Origin of the sequence: Streptosporangium sp. NBC_01810, assembly GCF_035917355.1 — a bacterium.
In the GTDB taxonomy this organism is placed as follows: Bacteria; Actinomycetota; Actinomycetes; order Streptosporangiales; family Streptosporangiaceae; genus Streptosporangium.
The window spans coordinates 7561959-7576814 of sequence record NZ_CP109070.1 but is presented as its reverse complement, the minus strand read 5'-3'; the positions used below and the strand labels follow the sequence as shown (position 1 = coordinate 7576814).

Below are 14856 nucleotides of genomic sequence, written 5' to 3'. Positions count from 1 at the left end.
CATCACCTACCGCCGAGCCCACAACAGCACCGACGGCACGCTGAGTACTGTTCATCGCGGCAGCCTACCGGGAGATATTTCCGACGCTCAGACTCGCCGAGACTCGAATCCGCTGATTCAGCGGGAGCGATGGCACACCCATGCTCGCCCGGCCTCGGCGGCCCGCGCTCGGAAATCGCGTCCTTCCGCAGGGCCGAACCATGCCTTGTACAGGCGGAACAGCGTCCACAGCGCGGCCAGGCCGGTGACCGTGTCCGCGGGTGCGGACCGCCAGGCCGGTACGCGGGCCGGCAGCGCCTCGGTCTGTTCCGGGGTGTGGGGTGAGCGCCTCGTTCAGGACGACCAGGGTGTCCAGCACGAGCGGCACATCCGGCGAGCCAGGTGACAGGTCGGCGTCCCGGCCGTCGACGTACTCGTGCAGCAGCACGATCCATTCCTCCACCTCGCCGCTCCATCGCAGGCGGGGCGTGGGCAGGCCGGGCGGCAGTACGGCGCCGGCTTGTCGTTCCCGCTCGTACAGGGTCGCGGCCGGACTGGCGGTAGAGACGGCCTTGAGGAAGACAGCCCCGCCGTCTTCGGTGTGCAGCCGGGCGGCGAGGCCGGGCATGAGTCCCTTGGTCACCGGTTCGGCCTTGAGCACCTGGCCGATCTGTTGCTCGACGGTGTGACGCACGTTGTTGGGGAGGTCGTCCCACTGTGGTCTCACGGTCAGCTCTCCCTCGGGTCGTCGGCGCAGCCCGCGTAGCACTGGCTGCATTCACTGGCGGGGATCCACAACTCGGGGACAACCGACAAGCCCGCGGCTCGCATGGCCTCGACGGTAGTCCCGATCGCGGCTAGAGGGTCGGAGATCGTGTCCTCGGGAGTATCGACGGGCGCGTGATGAATGAACCTGTCGGCGACCTTGGCGCAGAACTCCTGGTACTCGCGGGTGTACGCCAGGAAGGCGTGCCAGCCGATGTCCACCTGCTTGGAAGGGGACAGACGCGCGTCCGGGTTAAGCGCGCAGGCGACCAGGAACGCCAGGGCCTGCTCCATGACGCACGCGGCGTCCTCCGGAGGGATGCCTCCTCACGGGCGATGCGGTCGGTCAGAAACCCGAACAGCCTCTCGGGGATGAGGGTACGAGGATGTGTCAGCTCATCGTCGGTGAGCCGAACCGTTGTGGCAGAAGCCATTGCAGCCTCCATGCGGGGTATCCGAATGCTGTCGATCCGGAGTGAACCTGCTTCGACGCTAGGGACGGCATGCCATACGGCTCAACGGAATGTCTTCAGATTTCTTCAATCTCGTGCAGGGCACGGCCGATCAGCTCGTGCGCGCGCTCCCCATACACGGCGAGACGGTCCAAACCGGCGAAGTGCCGTTCGTACAGCGCGATCTCCCGAGGCTGGGTCACGTTCAGCCCGGCCGTGACGGTCTCCGTCATGACGATCCGCGAGTCGAAGATCCAGTATCCGGCGTGCGGGCCGAGCTCGATGTCGGCGTGCCGGGGGATGACGCCAACGTGCAGGCGCAGCGGAAGCGCCTCCATCTCGGCGCGGACGTGCGCGAGCTGGCCGCGCATCACCTCCGGACCGCCCACCCAGGTGTCGAGGGCCTGCTGCGCCATGATGATGTGGAAACGCCGATCCCCCATCCGCAGAACCGCCTGCCGACCGAGCCGGGCACCGACCGCGGCTTCCAGGTCCTCGTTCCTGATCGCGTTCTGGACGCGCCGCCGGCCACCGCGCATCTGACGTTTCCACTCGACGTACTGGGCGTCGATCGTACGGACGGTGGCGATCAGTTCGGGGATCTGGTCCTCGGCGCCGCAGACACGACACCAGGTACGGATGTCCGCCTCGGTGGCGTTCTGCCGGCCCAGCTCCAGTTTGGAGACCTTCGGGGGTCGCCAACCGGCCCGCTCCGCCAGATCACGGCCGGACAGCTCCGCGTCACGGCGGAGTTCCCGCAGGCGTGCGCCCAGGGCTTCGCGGGCCTGGTCGGTGGGAGGGAGCACGAGACGTGACAGAAATCAGACGTAGTCGGCGTGGGGAACACCACGTGACCAGGTGAGATCCCGGGCCGCGCGGTAGCGCTCGATCAGCTGTGGGTCGGTCTCGACGACAAAGGCGCCGGTACGGCCGTCGCCGGGGAAGACGCTGAGGACGAGCCGGTCGTCGTCGAACAGCCAGCAGTCCTCGGCGGGGAAGTCCACGTCGGTCGCGAGGTGGCGCGGCAGATACCGGATGTCCTCGCCCGCCTTCACGTTGTCACCGGCGATGGCCAGCAGCCACCGGGTGTAGTCCGTGTGCGGCACGGTGACGACGCGGAGCCGCTGAACCTCGCAGCCGGCCGACGTCACCTCTCGGATGAACCGCTGCCAAGGCAGCCGCCAGGCCAGGTCGTCGTACGCTCCGGCCAGCCACTTCCGCAGCGGCTCGTCCTCCTGGGCGACCTGGTAGGTGTCCTTCAGCTCCAGGTGCCACGCCCGCTTCGCATCGCGGAAGCAGGTCTGGAACTCCTCATACGTCATCAGGTCCACGAGCCTCCTTGGGCAGATGATCCATCAGCCTGCGGGGAACCCGCAAGACGAGCTCGTCGTCGGGGATGGCCCGATCACGGTCAGCGCGTCGGGGTCGGTCACCGTGAACCCCTGGATGACGTACGTTCTCCCGTCCCGGGCGACAGATCCGCGTCCCGGCGTCGACGTACTCGTGCAGTAGCACGATCCCCCCGTCCACTTCGCCGCTCCAGCGCAGGCAGGGCGCGAAAATCTCGGTCGGTTCCCTACCGTTTGTCGGTCTCCAGCTCACGCCATTCGGGCGCCAGGATGGAATGCACGATTGAGTCCCGCCACTGATCACCGACCCTGATGTGCCCGCGGATGCGGCCTTCCTCGATCATGCCGACCTTGGTCATCAGCCGGGCCGAGGCATCGTTGGCGGGACTACGTGCTCCCCACACACGGTAGAGGCCAAGCTCGCCGAAGCCGAGACGGAGCAAAAGTCGTACAACGTCCCCACCGAGGCCCTGGCCCCACTGGTCAGCGCGTAGAGCGAACCCGATCTGCCCGCTGCTCTGACCTGGGTGCTGGGTGTCGATGGCCAGCCGAGCGAAGGCGATCAGGTCTCCGCCTGGCCGTACTGCGGCGAGGGAGTACTCGGTTCGCGGTACGGCCAGGGCGGCTTCCGTCACGGTGGAGATCGTGGCCCGCACCTGCGTGTGGGTGCGCGGCTCGAAACTCATATGCTCAACGACCGCCGGATCGCCGTAGATGGCGGCAAGTCCATCCGTGTCGTCGGGGGTGAATTCGCGCAGGCCAACGCGCGCAGAGGTGAGCGTGACGGGGTGCATGCTGCCGAGACTAACGACCCCGGAGAAGCGCGGCGCCAGCCGATGTCTGCCCGTAGACCTCGATCTGCTGCTGCAGGTTCCGCGCCACAGCCGCACCTTGGTAGCTGGGGGCGCGCAGCGCGGCGTGCACACGCATCGTGCTGGCGACAACGCCGCCGATGCGCTGATCAACGGGCAGCTCCAGCACTGGTCTCAGTACCTCGGCGGCCCCTTCCAGGTCCCCCATGTTGACCCTGGCCAACGCCTGGTCAGCGCCGGCGCCCGCCTCGTCGCCGTAGGAGCGTTCCTCGGGAGCGGCGTTGCTGTAGGCGGTGACCGCCTCACCGGCGACGCGGTCGGCTGCCGACTCCTGTCCCGGTATCCACACACGGGCGTCGGCGGCGTAGTAGAGCTGGCGGGCGAGCGGGAACGTCATGATGCCGCCGAGGGAGTCCAGGTCGTCCGGCTCGACCTGTTCGCGGGCGTCGTTGGCGCATTCGATGGCGGCCACCGCCCGCTGGCCGTCGCCCAGCACGGCCCACACCCGGGCTTCCTGGGCGAGCAGCCACACCGAGCCCGTACCCCGGGTCCGGGCGGCGACCTCGGCGCCGACCTGGACGTAGCGGGCAGCTTCGTGCGGCCAACCGGCCCAGTAAGCGATCAGCGACTTCAGGCCGTATGTCCACACGCGCAGTCCATCGTGGCCGGCGTTGTCGGCGCACACGGAGGCGGTGCGGGCCTGGGTCATGGCCGAGTGAGGATCGCCAAGGTCATGGGAGGCTTTGGCGAGCATGCCGGAGATGACGCCGGCGAAGAGGTACATTTCGGTGGCTTCGGCGGGCCGCTGCCGGCCTTCGAGCAGCCGGAATGTGACGTCCTGCAGGCCGATTAGGTCACCCATCAGGGTCGTCAGGGGCTGTTGTTGGTAGGCCAGCGTGAGGCGGGTGACCTCCGCGCGTAGCTGGTCCAGCGTCTCGGGTCCGATGTTGCTGCCCTCCGCAGCGACAGTGAACCGCAGAGCTTTACGTGCGGCCATTTCCACCTCTCCTTGCAGACTGTCGGATGCCGGTGCTTGAACCAGCGACCGCACTCGTGCGGGCGTCGATGACGAGACTTCTCCGGCCGAGGTGGTCGAAGAGGTGAAACCGCTGTTGCATCGGATCAGGACGTCCCGCTCCAATGGGTCCAGCCGGTTGAGAGCCACCGGGTCCAGCAGCCGCAACGGGGTGGTCCCGTAAAGGCTGGCCAACGCGATGATCTGCGTGGCTTGCGGCGCCCGGGATCCGGCGGCGGGGAACATCTCCAGTCTCGACAGCAGCGGCTGGTCGATGATCGACGTTGGGGTTTGCTGCCGGTACCGGTCCACCACCTCGGGTTGGCTCAGGCCGAGCGCCATGCGAAATGCCGCCAAGCGCGAGCCTCCGCATACGAGGCGGATCTCCTCGGCGATCTCTTCCACCCCGCGGCCTTGGTGGCTCATCTCGGTGCGCAATCGGTTGATGTCCTTCTTGCTCCATGCACTCACCACGGGGCTCCCTGGAATGAGGCTCTGAGGGCAGGTTGCAGCCGGGGCCCAGATTGGGCAACTGCACAAATCAGACATGGATCTTGCTGGTGGCATGAATATGGGCCATCGAGTCTTGAAGCCGCAGGTCAGGCGAGCGTTCGCACGCATAGAAAGCATGTCGACACGATGGGTGACCGACTGACTACCGAGAGCGTTTACTGACTCCAGTTCTTAGCGTCAAGGATCAGGAGCACAGATGAACACGCAGACCATCGCGCGGAGTGCCGAACCGCGCCAGCCCGACACCGACGACGCCGACGACCCGTTCCAGCTCGACATCGCCTTCATCGAGAACACGCCGGCGACCGACACGGTGCTGATGTGCAGCACCGGCGACAACTGCGGAACCTCGTGCCCGAGCGCCTGTCCCACCTCATAGAGGCAGCCTGACCCGCAGGCCGGAGGGCTGGCTCTCCTCCGGCCCGCACCCCCCTTTTTTCTGCCGAGAACGGAGGTGTGACGATGACGCGCTTGCGGCGCAGCCTGTACCGAGATGCCGGCGGCACGATGCTGCGCGCCGCAGTGAACCTCGCCGGGCCGGGCATGCCGCCCTGGCCGGGGCCTGCGGCGCCGGTCGAACGCTGGCGTTCATGGCTGGAGTCGGTGTGGACCGACAATGTCTTCCAGGAGGCGGTATCCATCGCCAGCCCAGACCTTGCCCGTCAGATCCAGGCGGTCCTTGACGGGCGCTCGGTGAAGGCGCGTCGGGTACGCCGGGCAGCCCTGGCAACCGCCCGGTACGCGATCAGGTACACCCGCCGGTCCACCCCGTTCGGTCTGTTCGCTGGTGTAACGCTGGTCGAGCTGGGCTGCGGGACCGAGGTGCGCTTCGGAGACCAGCACCAGGCCATCACCCGCCCCAACCCCGTGGAGCTGGACGCGGCGATCACGGACTGGGAAGCGGACGGACAACTGATGGCCGACGTCGAGGTCTGCGTCAACAACCTGGCACGTCGGCAGGGTGGCCGACTCCACGTCCCGTCTGAGGGAGCTTCGGAGTTCTCCCTCGCGCTGACGCCCGCGATCATGCTGGTGCTCGACGCGGCTCGATCGCCGATCCGGTGCTCGGAGCTGGCCGACAAGCTCGCCGCCGAGTTCCCAGGCACCGACGAACACCACCGGGCCGGTCTGCTAGCCGAGTTGCTGCGGGTGCGGCTGCTGCGGTCGTCGCTGCGCGCTCCCGCCACCGTCGTCGATCCAGCCGACCCGCTGCCGGCCGCACTGCGGACGGCTACCCGCACCAACTCGGCGGCGGATCTGCGGCTGGACGCCACAGTGCGGCTGTCGGAAGCGGTGCTCACGGAGGCGGAGACAGCCGCCACAGTCTTGACCCGGCTCGCCATGCATCCGGCGGGAACGCCGGCATGGCGCCGCTACGCCGACCGGTTCACCGACCGCTACAGCGACGGCGCCGAGGTGCCGCTGCACCTCGTCATCGACCCCGACGAGGGTCTGGGCCTCCCTGAAGGATTCGGCCGACTAGCCGAGCCTCCCCGCCTGATGGTCCTGCGAGACCGGCTCCTGCTGGAGATAGCCGGCACCGCGGCTGTCGAGCGCAGCCGGTCCGTGGCTCTGTCCGAGGAGATGATCGAACGCCTGGAAGCTACGGGGCAGCCTGCCGTCACCCCGCCCCACCTCGAACTGTGCGTGCAACTCCAAGCGGCCTCAACTCGGGCTCTGGACCGCGGAGACTTCCGTCTCCGGGTGGTCACCGTCTCCCGGGCTGCCGGTGCGATGACGGGCCGGTTCTGGCACCTATTCCCCCGCACCGGCACCGCGTACGCCGGTCTGCCCACGGTCGAGCCTGGCGCCGAGCCGGCGCAGTTGTCCTTCCACGCCGGCCGCGTCCACGCCGACCTGCTCACCCGCGCCCCGCAAGTGCTGCCCCGGCTGGTCAGCGTCGGCGAGTTCCGGCACTCAGACAAGGGCGTGCTGGTCCCGTCTGACCTGGCTGTCGGAGTCCGCGACGGCCGTTTCTATCTGGCCGAGGCAGCCACCGGCGCGCATCTGGAGCTGCTCGCGCCGACCGCGCTCAACTTCGTGTGGAACAACTACACGCCGCCCCTGGCCCGGTTCCTGGCCGAGATCAGCCGCGCCCACACCGCCCAGGTGACATGGTTCGACTGGGGCGCCGCCTGGATCCTTCCGTTCCTCCCCACGCTGACCTACCGGCGGTCGATCCTGACCGCCGCACGCTGGAAGGTCAGAGCCCGGGACCTGCCCGGCCGCACCGCCACATTGGACGAGTGGGCCGACCGGCTGCACGCCTGGATGAGCCGGTTCAGGATGCCGGACCGTGTGCTCCTGGCCGAGGACGACCAGCACCTGCCGCTCGATCTATGCGAGGACATGCACCTGGATCTGCTGCGCGCCCACCTTGCCGCCAGCCGTACCGGTGTCGCGGTCCTGCACGACGCGCCTCCGCCGGACGCCGACGGCTGGATCGGCGGGCGGGCCCATAGCCTCGTCATCCCGCTGAGAGCACGCTCATGACGGCGACGGAAACTCCTCGGACCCAAGACCTGTCCGAGGGCGCCCTTGGGGTGGCGCTGCTGCACATTGAGCGCGGCGATCTCGCCTCCGCCCGGACCAGCCTGGCGCAGGCGGTCGCGGGTGGCGTCAGCGCCGGAGACAACGCGTCGCTGTTCCACGGTGCCCCGGCGCTGGAGTTCGTGCTCAGCCGTGCTGGCCGCGTCGGCCGCGATGTCCGGGACACCGTCGACCGGGTAGTGGCCGCCCGGCTGGCCGCGGCGCGGCGGCGGCAGGCTTCCGGGGCGCTGCCGCATCTGGCGGAGTTCGACCTTGTCCGGGGCTTGACCGGACTGGCCGCGCTGCTGCTGACCCGCGGCGATGCCTCGCCGCTGCTGGAGGAGGTGCTGGACTACCTCGTCTCCCTGTCCCGGCCGGTCGACGTTGCTGGCAGGGCTCTGCCCGGGTGGTGGTCGATGGACGGCCCCGGGCATGGGGAGATGCCCGGGGGCCACGGGAACAACGGTGTCGCGCACGGCATCGCCGGCCCTCTGGCGGTCCTGTCCCTCGCCACCTGCCGCGGTGTCCAGGTGCCGGGGCAGCGCGACGCGATCGAGATGTTCGCATGCTGGCTGGACAGGTACGGCTGCCGCTACTGGATCACCCTCGGCGAGCTGACCACGGCCGACCCTCCTGAGCCGCTGCCCGCACGACCGTCCTGGTGCTACGGCCGACTCGGCATCGCTCGCGTCCAGCAACTGGCCGCGCTCGCCCTCCACGACCCCGCCCGCCAACACGACGCGGAGAACACCGTCATGGGCACGCTGACCAACCCGGCATGTCTCGGCCGAATCACCGACGCCACGTTGTGCCACGGCTTGGCCGGTCTGCTGTCCGTCGTCCGCGCCGTAGCCGGCGACAGCCCCGCACCGGACCGGTTCGCACCGCTCATCGAAGAACTCGCCGGACACCTGGCCGCCGACCTGGACCGGCTGCCGAAGCCCGGATTCATGGAAGGCCGCGCCGGCGCGCATCTGGCGTTGGCCGGCACGAACACGACCGGCTGGGCCAGAGCCCTCCTGATCGCCTAAACGATAAGGAGCCCTACGTGGACGACGAGCACCTCCCGATCACCACCCACACGAGCTGGTGGCACGCCAACGTCTCATTCCCCGACGCCGGCATAACGCCGGACGCAGCCCGGGCGTTGTCGGAAGCGCTGTCCGGACACCGCTTCCACTTCCTCCGCAAGGACAGCGGCCTCCGCCTCCGCACCGAGCAGCCCATGGCGGACCTGCTCGACCAGCTCGCCGCCGACCACATCGTGGCCGACTGGGTCGGCGGAATCTACGAGCCCGAGGTTCACGCCTTCGGCGGCCCCGAGGGGATGGCGGTCGCCCATGACGTGTTCTGCGCCGACAGCCCCGCCGCTCTGGCCGAAACCGGCAGCCCGAACGCCCGGGAACGCTGCGTCCTACTGCTGTCGACGATGAACCGCACGGCAGGCATGGACCCGTTCGAGATCGGCGACGTCTGGGCGAAACTCGGCGACCTGCGGCCACCCGTCACCCCGCCCACCGGCCCGTCCCTCGACCGGGCGATCAGCGCGATGCGGCGTCTGATGAACGCCGACGCCGCCCAAAAGCCGGACGCCGAGCCAGACTGGACGGAACGCGTGACCGCGTTCGAGGAAGCCGGACTACGGCTCCGGCGGCTGACCACCGAAGGACGGCTGACGCGGGGCCTGCGCGCCGTACTCACCCACCACGCGATCTTTGCGTTCAATCGGGCCGGGATCCCTGTCGACCAACAAGCCGCGACCGCATGGCTTGGCAGTCAAGCCGCCTTCACCGAATGGGCATCCGTCGACGTGTCCACCCGTCGCTCCACCCCACCGAACCCTAACCTCACCCGAATGGAGACCGCCATGACCACCACCGACCCCGCCGATCTGCGAGAGGCGTACGTGACCCGCCTCATCGAAGGCGGCCACCTGCACACCCCTGACGTCATCACCGCGTTCCGGGCCGTTGAACGGCACCGTTTCCTCCCAGACGTCGCCCCGCAGGGGGCGTACGCCGAAGACGCCGTGCCCATTAAGCACGACGCAACCGGCGAAATGATCTCCTGCATTTCCGCGCCCTCCATCGTGGCCCTCCAGCTGGAGCAGCTGGACGCCAGGCCCGGCCACAAGGTCCTGGAAGCCGGAGCCGCCACCGGCTACAACGCCGCTCTCCTCTCCCGGCTCGTCGCCCCCCAGGGCCACGTATGGACTGTCGACGTTGACTCCGACCTCGTGGACCGCGCCCAGAAGAACCTCGCGAACGTCGGCGCCTCGAACGTCACCTGCATCCTTGGCGACGGCGCGGCCGGCCTTCCGGCGCACGCCCCGTTCGACCGCATCCAGTTCACCGTCGGCACCGGTGACATTCCCCTGCCGATCCTCGACCAGCTCGCCCCCGGCGGACGGCTGGTCCTCCCGATGAGGATCCGCGGCAGCATCTCCCGCAGCTTCGCCTTCGAACGCGACGGCGACACTTGGAGAACCGTCTCGTGTGAGATGGCGACGTTCGTCCCCCTCCGCAAGGGCGTCTGCGACGACATCTACACCCGCGTCCCCATGGCCGGCGAAGGGAACGTCCACCTGGAGACCTTCAGCGAACAGGACGTCGACCGCGACGCGATCCGCACCGTCCTCGACCAACCCTCCACCAAGATCTTCACTGGGGTGAACTTCCGACAGGGCAACCCCTTCGAGTGGGTGTACCTATACCTCGCCGCGGTCCTGCCAGGCGGCCTGTCCCGCATGCCCGGCTCCCGCCCCGGCTTCACCCCCCACTTCGCATGGGGATCGATGGCCGCGCTCGACGGCGACAGCCTGGCGTACTTGACCATCCGCGAAGGTAAGGACGAGCAGAGCAGGTTCTGGGAACTCGGCGTCATCGGCCATGGCCCACGCGGCGCCTCCCTCGCCGACCAGGTCGCCACCGGGATCATCGACTGGCATCAGGGCTGGGGCCACAACGGACCCCAGCCGAGCTTCCGCATGGCCGTCGGCGACGCCCGCGACCACCTGACGGCCTTCGACGACCCGCAGTTCATCATCGACAAGCCCAACAGCCGTCTCGTCATCGACTGGCCGCGCAGGAGCTGAGCCGATGATCCCCCCGATAGCCAGCCGTATCCCGCTGGTCCGCCGTCCCAAGGCGGCCGGGTTACCCCTAGCCGACCGCATCGCCCACCTCACCGAGTTGACCGTCGAGCCCACCGGTGCGAGCCAGCACGATCTGGTGGCCCGCGCCAGCGGGGTCCTCAACTACGCCGCGCTGATCGCCTCCGACGTCGGAATGCCCGACCTGGCTGCGCAGCTGTGCTGGAGGCAGCATCGGGCCTTCGCCAAAGCGGGAAGCCTCACAGGAGACATCGCCGTGATGGCACTCATGCCACTGGTGAACATCGCCCGGTTACTGATCCGCGAAGGCGATGGCGAAGGTGCCTACGACGTACTCAGGCGGCTGTACCGCGCTGCCCAGCAGCGCGGTACAGCCGAGATCCGCAGCCACAACGTCGACCTATCGGCCTTGCTTGGCACGGAGGCGGACCACCGGAAGGTGTGCGAGGAGCTGTGGGTCACCATGCTTATCGACGGCGCCAGAGCCCTGGCACGAATCGGCCGCTGGACCGAGGCCGCTGAAACCATGGCCGCGCACCGCGGTATCGGCAATCGCCTCCTCGATGGCCGCCAAATCATGATCATGTCACTGATGGAACGCGGCCTCAGCCAGCAGGCTCGCGCCGCAATCGAGTCCACCGCCCCCACAGAACCATGGGAGAACGCCATCGCGGCCCTCCTGCGCATCTACTGCCGTCCCGCGACGTCACCAACGCCACAGCCCGAGCTGGAGCTTGTTCTGCGGGAGGCACTCACGCTGATCACTCCGCCCGACCCCGCGACCGCGGCGTTCCAGGTCCGACTCGGACTGGTCACCCTTGACCTGACCCGCGACCGAACCGGCCCCTGCCCCGCCCTCTTGCAGGACGCCATCGTCGACGTGGCCATACTCGATGCCTACGCCGCCCGCGACGTCCTAAACCACCACCTGGCGCGTTCCCGCCTGACCAGTGAGCAACGACAGAAACTCAACGACGTGCTCACCGCGTCAGGGCTCGGTGCCGGAAAGCTCTCACCTACCCACATGCACGTTCTCACCACAGCCGTGGATGAGGCCGACGTGGCACTCCGCAGGCTTCTGTGACCCTCACCGACTATGGCGCCCGCATCACCGCACTCATCTGGACCCGGTACCGCGTGGGCCGCGACCACTGACCAACCGATCGACCCTGTGAACGGTGGTGAATGACCGTGACGGCTTTCATGTGGCCCCGTGAGTCTCAATCACGCCTCTGGCCGGAAGCCGCACCATTTAGATGATGATCTGACGCAGGACTTCGGCAAGTACCGCACCGACTCCTCCGATGACAAGCAGGACGCTTGCGCAGCCACTCTGCTTAGCCGCCGTCTTGTTTACTCGTTGGGCACGAGGAGAGGACTGCGGCTGCACGGATACGTGAACGACACGCTCACCCCTCGGCCTGTCCCACTCGGTATGGCGGTCGACGAACTCCTTCCTGTAATCGGCGGGGCTCAGCTCCCGTCGACGCCAAGCCTCATGCCATTCTGGACGTCCTGCTCGGGCCTGCTGCTCACGTTCGGCTGCCAACTGCTCCGACAGCACCTGTCCCTCGGAGTTGGCGAACAGCCCCCCACGCTTGGCACTGATCTCAGCCTGCAGAATCTCCAGCGCCTGTTCTGGAGTGACCACCCGGATTCCCTCGGCCAGCGCCTTCATCACACGCGGATCGTCAGCCGCATCGGCAGCGATCACCAAACGAACGGTCTTGGTCACGTTGACCGCGGCCGTGGCTCCGTTCGTGACCGCGAAGTCCATAACCTCGCCGGAGGCGTCCCCTACCGGCAGAAGGCGCCACCCCTTGAGGGGTCCGTTCTTCTTCGCCCGGTCGGCCCTGGCGATCTCCTCCAGGTCGCTGATCAAGTGAGAGGCTGCGAGTTCCTTCGCCGCGCGCTGGAGCTCCTTGAGTTCAACTGGGGTCACTATCCCGTCTGCCTCGGCTCGGGCGCGTACGGTGGCGAGGAAGTGTTCATGTACTTGACGCGCGGTTGTCTGGGTCAGGCCCGCCCGCGCCGCGAGCACCGCGAGCTGTCCGGCCTCCTCTCCCACGATGCGGCCGTCGGCGAGCGCGTGACCAAGCATGGCCTGATATTCCGCCACCCCCTGCGGGCGAGGCATGGGGGACTGCGCCATGAGGGGTAAACGAGCTGTCAGCGTGGCCAGCCAACCCTCCGCGCCCTTTCGCAGTCCTGCGGCGCGAGGGGCGATGAATCCGGTTCGGGGATACGGCGGCAGAAGAACCGGCGACCCACCAGCCCAGGCGAGACGCTGCGGTGCCTCAGAGATGAACTTCGACAGAGTCAATGCCAACGTTCGAGCGTCACCAAGCGCGGAGTGTGCGGCACGGGGCCACTCACCGGTGACCAGGTTGGCAATCTCGTCGAGGCGGTAACCGTATCGATCAAGATGCATTCGAGACATCACCAGCGTGCACAGGCCGGGGATCGTGGGAAGGTTGACCCCGAGGCGACCGAACTCGGCTGTGAGGAACTTGTCCTCGAATTCCAGGTTGTGGCCGACGACGATCGTTCCACTGATATAAGCAAGTACGTCGCCGACGACCTGCGCGAAAGTCGGGGCACCTTTGACGTCGGCGTTCGTGATGCCGTGATACTCGTCGTTGGTGATTCGCATCCCAGGATCGACGAGTGTGGAGTATTCATCAAGGACCACACCGTCCCCGCGCATCCGAACGATTCCCACCTCACAGATCCGCGAGCCTCGCGCGGGGTTAAGCCCTGTTGTCTCCAGATCGATCACGGCGTAGGTGAAACCACGGGGGTCGATTCCGTTTGCCCGGGTGAGCTGGCCGAAGGCAAAGATGTCGTTACCTCCCATGAAGACCATGCAATGAAAAACAGGCGATAGCCAAGCTCGCAAACATAGCAGATCACCTGAGATTATTCATACACAATGACGCGTTTATATCTGTCAGATTTTCAGGCAAGAGATACTGAATTCAGTCAAACCTACAGATATCGCCCTCAAGGTCACCAACTACATCATTTATCAAACTCCATTTGATTGCAGATCACTTGGTGTTCGACAACCAGGATGTTCGTGGCCGGCGGCTATCCCGCACGCGCAACCACATATGAGGCCGTACACCGACAGCGATACTGGGCCTGCTCGGGAGACCAACACGATGCCGGCCCGGGCGGAGCGTGCCCGCGAACTCGTCACCGACACCGGCGACCGAACTACTGAGCCGATCATAAGTTTTGGGACTATCGGCGTTATGCGCCGATGTAGGTCAGGTGCGGGTCGGTGAAGAAGGCCCGGACGATGTCGGGGCGTTTCTGTAGCCGGTGCATGCCGCTGTGCATGGCCGCGGCCAGTTCGTGTTCATCGGCGACCGCCTCACGAGCCACCCGGGCCTTGATGTTTTGGTTGACCCACTCATCAGGGTTGAGATCGGGGGCGTAGGCGGGCAGGAAGAACAAGCGCAACCGGCCGCCGGTACGTGCGATGAAATCACGCACCGCGGCGGCGGTGTGGATCGAGGAGCCGTCGACGACCAGGAAGATCGGCCCGATGACGGTGCGCAGCAGCTGCGCGCAGAACCCGAGAAACGCCCAGCGGTCCATCGAGCCGTGCCACAGCCGGTAGCGCAGCGTGCCGTCCGCGGCGACCGCCGAGAACATCTTCACCGACCGGCGCTGCGCCCCGGCGCACACCACCGGGGTCTGTCCGATCAGTCCCCAGGTGGTCCCGGCGCGGTGATCGACGCGCATGCTCATCTCATCGGCGAACAACACCAGCGCCCCCCGTGCCCGGGCCAGGCGACAGATCTGCGGCAACAGCACCGTCGTCCACCGGGTGACGGCCGCCGGATCACGCCGCCATGCCCGATAGGCCGGGCGTTGCGGCGACAGGCCCAGCCCGCGCAGCAACCTCCCGGCCGCCGCCACCGACAAACCGATCCCGAACCAGGCCGCGATCACCAACGCCACCAGCGCCCGCGTCCACAATGCCACCGCCGTCCCCAGTACCTGACGGGGGGTGACATCACGCACCACCGCCTTGACGCTCTGCTCCTGCCCAGGCGTCAGCCGCCGCGGCCGACCCGGCGCCTTCTTGATCCGCAGCGCCTCGTCACCACCTGCCCGGGCCTGGCGTTTCCACCGAAACACCGACTCACGGCCCACCCCCAGCGCCTCGGCCACCCGATCCGGTGACATGCCCTCCTCCAGCAACCGGAGGGCGAAAACCTTCTCCTCGAACGTCGCTCTGCGACCTTTTCTCGCCATACCCCCAGCATGCGCCTGCCGGAACTCGATCTCCCACCGCTACCCAACACGTACCAAAACT

The 14856-nt window shown here is 67.4% G+C and carries 13 protein-coding genes; 5 read left to right on the top strand and 8 right to left on the bottom strand.

What is annotated here, in order from left to right; all coding sequences use genetic code 11:
* Window positions 1–64: 64 nt before the first annotated feature.
* From OIE13_RS34280 to OIE13_RS34255, 6 genes are all read right to left on the bottom strand, one after another.
* The gene (locus OIE13_RS34280; protein ID WP_326829266.1) at window positions 65–706 is read right to left on the bottom strand and encodes a hypothetical protein; all 642 of its coding nucleotides are present in this window, start codon (window positions 704–706) and stop codon (window positions 65–67) included.
* A gap of 2 nt (window positions 707–708) precedes the next feature.
* Window positions 709–1038, bottom strand: a complete 330-nt coding sequence (locus OIE13_RS34275) for a glycine-rich domain-containing protein (RefSeq protein ID WP_326829265.1) — start codon at window positions 1036–1038, stop codon at window positions 709–711.
* A gap of 235 nt (window positions 1039–1273) precedes the next feature.
* Window positions 1274–2002 (bottom strand): Scr1 family TA system antitoxin-like transcriptional regulator, encoded by a 729-nt coding sequence (locus tag OIE13_RS34270; RefSeq protein ID WP_326829264.1) that lies wholly within the window; start codon window positions 2000–2002, stop codon window positions 1274–1276.
* A gap of 15 nt (window positions 2003–2017) precedes the next feature.
* Window positions 2018–2518, bottom strand: a complete 501-nt coding sequence (locus OIE13_RS34265; RefSeq protein WP_326646910.1) for a DUF6879 family protein — start codon at window positions 2516–2518, stop codon at window positions 2018–2020.
* A gap of 254 nt (window positions 2519–2772) precedes the next feature.
* Complete coding sequence (locus tag OIE13_RS34260) at window positions 2773–3339, bottom strand: GNAT family N-acetyltransferase (RefSeq protein WP_326645243.1); 567 nt, start codon at window positions 3337–3339, stop codon at window positions 2773–2775.
* Between the two features lie 10 nt (window positions 3340–3349).
* Window positions 3350–4843: a helix-turn-helix transcriptional regulator gene (locus OIE13_RS34255; RefSeq protein WP_326829263.1), complete on the bottom strand. Its 1494-nt coding sequence runs from the start codon at window positions 4841–4843 to the stop codon at window positions 3350–3352.
* Window positions 4844–5081: 238 nt separating this feature from the next.
* Here OIE13_RS34255 and OIE13_RS34250 point away from each other — a divergent pair, with 238 nt between their 5' ends.
* The 5 genes from OIE13_RS34250 to OIE13_RS34230 all read left to right on the top strand — a co-directional run bounded on the left by OIE13_RS34250 (window position 5082) and on the right by OIE13_RS34230 (window position 11610).
* The gene (locus OIE13_RS34250; protein ID WP_326645245.1) at window positions 5082–5264 is read left to right on the top strand and encodes an FxLD family lanthipeptide; all 183 of its coding nucleotides are present in this window, start codon (window positions 5082–5084) and stop codon (window positions 5262–5264) included.
* An 83-nt stretch (window positions 5265–5347) separates the two neighbouring features.
* Window positions 5348–7378 (top strand): lantibiotic dehydratase family protein, encoded by a 2031-nt coding sequence (locus tag OIE13_RS34245; protein WP_326645246.1) that lies wholly within the window; start codon window positions 5348–5350, stop codon window positions 7376–7378.
* The gene (locus tag OIE13_RS34240; protein WP_326645248.1) at window positions 7375–8445 is read left to right on the top strand and encodes a lanthionine synthetase C family protein; all 1071 of its coding nucleotides are present in this window, start codon (window positions 7375–7377) and stop codon (window positions 8443–8445) included. Before OIE13_RS34245 ends, OIE13_RS34240 begins: the two co-directional genes overlap by 4 nt.
* A 17-nt stretch (window positions 8446–8462) precedes the next feature.
* Window positions 8463–10508 carry a methyltransferase, FxLD system gene (gene fxlM / locus OIE13_RS34235; protein WP_326645250.1) on the top strand — a complete coding sequence of 682 codons (2046 nt, stop codon included), beginning with the start codon at window positions 8463–8465 and terminating at the stop codon, window positions 10506–10508.
* Between the two features lie 4 nt (window positions 10509–10512).
* Window positions 10513–11610 (top strand): hypothetical protein, encoded by a 1098-nt coding sequence (locus tag OIE13_RS34230; protein ID WP_326645252.1) that lies wholly within the window; start codon window positions 10513–10515, stop codon window positions 11608–11610.
* A gap of 168 nt (window positions 11611–11778) precedes the next feature.
* Here OIE13_RS34230 and OIE13_RS34225 read toward each other — a convergent pair whose 3' ends face one another.
* Together OIE13_RS34225 and OIE13_RS34220 are read right to left on the bottom strand one after the other, a co-directional pair.
* Window positions 11779–13383: a 3'-5' exonuclease gene (locus OIE13_RS34225; RefSeq protein WP_326645254.1), complete on the bottom strand. Its 1605-nt coding sequence runs from the start codon at window positions 13381–13383 to the stop codon at window positions 11779–11781.
* 398 nt (window positions 13384–13781) lie between these two features.
* Window positions 13782–14795 carry an IS630 family transposase gene (locus OIE13_RS34220; protein ID WP_326635026.1) on the bottom strand — a complete coding sequence of 338 codons (1014 nt, stop codon included), beginning with the start codon at window positions 14793–14795 and terminating at the stop codon, window positions 13782–13784.
* Between the last annotated feature and the right edge of the window lie 61 nt (window positions 14796–14856).

What these genes read in the sequence shown, in the direction of transcription:
- OIE13_RS34240 (WP_326645248.1), top strand. Translation starts at nt 7,375, where the DNA reads ATGACGGCGACGGAAACTCCTCGGACCCAAGACCTGTCCGAGGGCGCC.
- OIE13_RS34225 (WP_326645254.1), bottom strand. Translation starts at nt 13,383, where the DNA reads ATGGGAGGTAACGACATCTTTGCCTTCGGCCAGCTCACCCGGGCAAAC.
- OIE13_RS34275 (WP_326829265.1), bottom strand. Translation starts at nt 1,038, where the DNA reads ATGGAGCAGGCCCTGGCGTTCCTGGTCGCCTGCGCGCTTAACCCGGAC.
- OIE13_RS34230 (WP_326645252.1), top strand. Translation starts at nt 10,513, where the DNA reads ATGATCCCCCCGATAGCCAGCCGTATCCCGCTGGTCCGCCGTCCCAAG.
- OIE13_RS34265 (WP_326646910.1), bottom strand. Translation starts at nt 2,518, where the DNA reads ATGACGTATGAGGAGTTCCAGACCTGCTTCCGCGATGCGAAGCGGGCG.
- OIE13_RS34245 (WP_326645246.1), top strand. Translation starts at nt 5,348, where the DNA reads ATGACGCGCTTGCGGCGCAGCCTGTACCGAGATGCCGGCGGCACGATG.
- OIE13_RS34220 (WP_326635026.1), bottom strand. Translation starts at nt 14,795, where the DNA reads ATGGCGAGAAAAGGTCGCAGAGCGACGTTCGAGGAGAAGGTTTTCGCC.
- OIE13_RS34260 (WP_326645243.1), bottom strand. Translation starts at nt 3,339, where the DNA reads ATGCACCCCGTCACGCTCACCTCTGCGCGCGTTGGCCTGCGCGAATTC.
- OIE13_RS34250 (WP_326645245.1), top strand. Translation starts at nt 5,082, where the DNA reads ATGAACACGCAGACCATCGCGCGGAGTGCCGAACCGCGCCAGCCCGAC.